This window comes from Megasphaera sp. AF13-6AC (assembly GCF_027685385.1).
GTDB lineage: Bacteria > Bacillota > Negativicutes > Veillonellales > Megasphaeraceae > Megasphaera > Megasphaera micronuciformis.
Genome location: NZ_JAQCUN010000139.1, coordinates 360 through 3,110 on the forward strand (window position 1 = coordinate 360; position 2,751 = coordinate 3,110).

The window sequence follows — 2,751 nt, forward strand, 5'->3', positions numbered from 1 at the left end:
TACCTTCTGCCCGATAGCCATGACAATGATATCCGCATCAATATTAAATTCCGATCCGGGCACGGACTGCGGCGACCGTCTCCCCGATGAATCAGGCTCACCCAGTTCCTGGCGAATCAATTGGGCACCCGTAACGGCGCCTGATTCATCACGCAGAACGCGTTTTACATTACAAAGGAAGTTGAATTTAACATTTTCATTACGTGCATCACGAATTTCGCTCTTATTAGCCGTAATTTCTTCTTCCGAGCGCCGGTAAACAACCGACACGTCATCAATAATACGAACAAGAGATCGAGCACAATCCATAGCGACATTACCGCCGCCCCAAACCATGGCCTTCTTATACTTTTTATAATACTCATGGTTGCCGCGAATATTCAGGTCATATAAAAGGGTCAGCCCGGCATATAACCCGTTTCCGGGTTCAAAGCCATACGTATTTTCAATCTGAGCCCCTGTGGCGACAAGAACTTTATCATAATTTTTCCTTAGACCCTCAAATCTTTCACAATCGATTTTCGTATTAAAGTGAAAAGTAATATTTTTATCTTCTTTCATAGACGCAAAAACTTTGTCCAAAAAGATCTTGGACATACGGTACTCGGGAATACCCGTGTAAATAGCCCCGCCAAGTCGATCCTCTTTGTCATAAATATCGACGGTATAACCGTTCTTCGACAATTCCTGCGCTGCCGTATATCCTGCCGGTCCGGCACCGATAACGGCTATTTTTTTACCACCAGTACTCATTTCCAATACACTCTCCTTTATATGACGACGTCCGCATAGAACTTATATCCATCGGTGTATTATTTATTACTCAGTGTATCATATTCTTTTATATATTCAAACAAACTTCCGATTTTTTGAGCATTTTTTTCATTTTTCCGAGCCGTTACACCAAAAAAGCAAAAACACTATGTAATTCATATACATTAGAGTATAATAAGTGGCGTAATGCGGTGTTACCGGAGGAGGATTTATTTACATGCATCAATCATCAGACTCAGAATATATTCAAGGCCCCCATAAGATATACACAAAGAAACGAATCTTATCCCTCATTGGGGTCTTCATCATTTTATATGCCTTATGTATTCAGTGGCAATTTATCGTGTCCCTCGGTTTGGGTCAGGATAATATAGACGCTATGCTGCGAGGCCTTATTCCCGCTGTCGGCGCTGTCGTAGTTGCTTTGGCCTTATACGTGCAAAATTTGTCGTTTCGCACCCTTGCCGCACCGGCTCTCGTGGGATTGTCATGGATAATCACGGGACCGTATCTGGCCTATATAACTCTAATTAACGGCAACACGGTCTACTTAAATAATATTTACGACATATATAACGGCCTCTTTCTCTTTGCCGTACTTTTTCTTTTATCCATGACGGCCAAGCAATTCTTACCGCGCGTAATAAGCGCTTTAGTTATGACCGGCCTGCTGCTTCTTGTCGTAGCCGTCAACGTCATGCAATGGGCTTACTACAGTCTGTATCAGTCTTGTATTACCACATCCGGTTCTTTGATTATCTTCCAAACCGGTCCGGCTGAAACACTGGAATACCTGCATTCGTTAGGTGCGGGAATGATCATCGGTACGATGTTTCTACTATTCCTTATTATCGCATTCTTTTTCGGCACCCACTATATGATACCGTCTTTGCCGAAAACGACAGTATACAAAAAGATTTTACCCTTATTGTCCCTCCTCGTCATCGTTCCGTCCGTCTGGATATTGTATGACGAACTCTTGCCTAATTCTTTTCCTGTACGAACTTTTTTAGACACTCACGATTATTTGGAACGGGCTAAATTATATGCGGAAAATCATGATGATAAATATGCCGCTTTACAGGCAGTACAACTCAATCCTCGCCTGGGACCCAATACGGTTATCGTCGTTATCGGCGAATCAGAAACACGAACACTCATGAATGCCTATAACCCGTCAGCACCGGACAATACGCCTTGGTTGAGTGCCGTAAAAGAAGATCCGCACTTTACCCTCTTTACTAATGTCTACAGCTGTGTATGGTATACGGTTCCCGTATTGGAACATGCCTTGACGGAGTCTAATTTCTACAATACAAAACAGTTTAATGAATCCATTTCTATCATCGATATGGCAAAAAAAGCCGGTTACAAGACGTATTGGTTTAGTAATCAAGGCTCCGTAGGCGTAGCCGATACACCTATTTCACTCATTGCCAAGACAGCAGATGTCTCGGAATGGGTCGACCAGGACTTGAAAGAATCGACCTTGGACGGAGCCCTGTTACAGTTCTTAACGAAGGTGAACCCGAATGAAAAGAACTTTGTCGTTCTCCACATTATGGGCAGCCACATAGAATATAGAAACCGCTATCCGGCAGAGTTCCAAAAATTTGATGACGGCAAGATAAATCAAGAGGCGGACTACGACAATACCATTTTATATACCGATTGGTTCTTGTCCCAAGTCTTCGACTACGCAAGAGATAATCTGCACTTAGATGCCATGCTCTATTTCTCCGACCACGGTTCGGACCCGAGCATTGCCCGTCAACCTGACGGAGCCAGCTTTAAGGTTTTGCGGATTCCCATGTTTACATGGCTTTCCGACGACTACATGCAACGTAATCCGGAAATTACGGCAACCTTAAAATCTCATGCACAGTCGTACTTCACTAATGACCTCGTATACGAACTGGTTTGCGGTATCCTCAATATGCAATCACCTGCTTATGACGACTCCATCAGTTTGGCTTC

General features: G+C 43.4%; 2 protein-coding genes. One reads left to right on the plus strand and one right to left on the minus strand.

Going from position 1 to position 2,751, the window contains the following annotated elements:
• A partial coding sequence (locus PGX78_RS07145) for an FAD-dependent oxidoreductase (protein ID WP_270446158.1) occupies nucleotides 1-753 on the minus strand: 753 nt, incomplete at its 3' end.
• A gap of 238 nt (nucleotides 754-991) precedes the next feature.
• Between PGX78_RS07145 and PGX78_RS07150 the strand changes: the two genes are divergently transcribed.
• Nucleotides 992-2,751 (plus strand): phosphoethanolamine transferase (locus PGX78_RS07150; protein ID WP_270446157.1); only part of this gene is annotated, 1,760 nt, incomplete at its 3' end.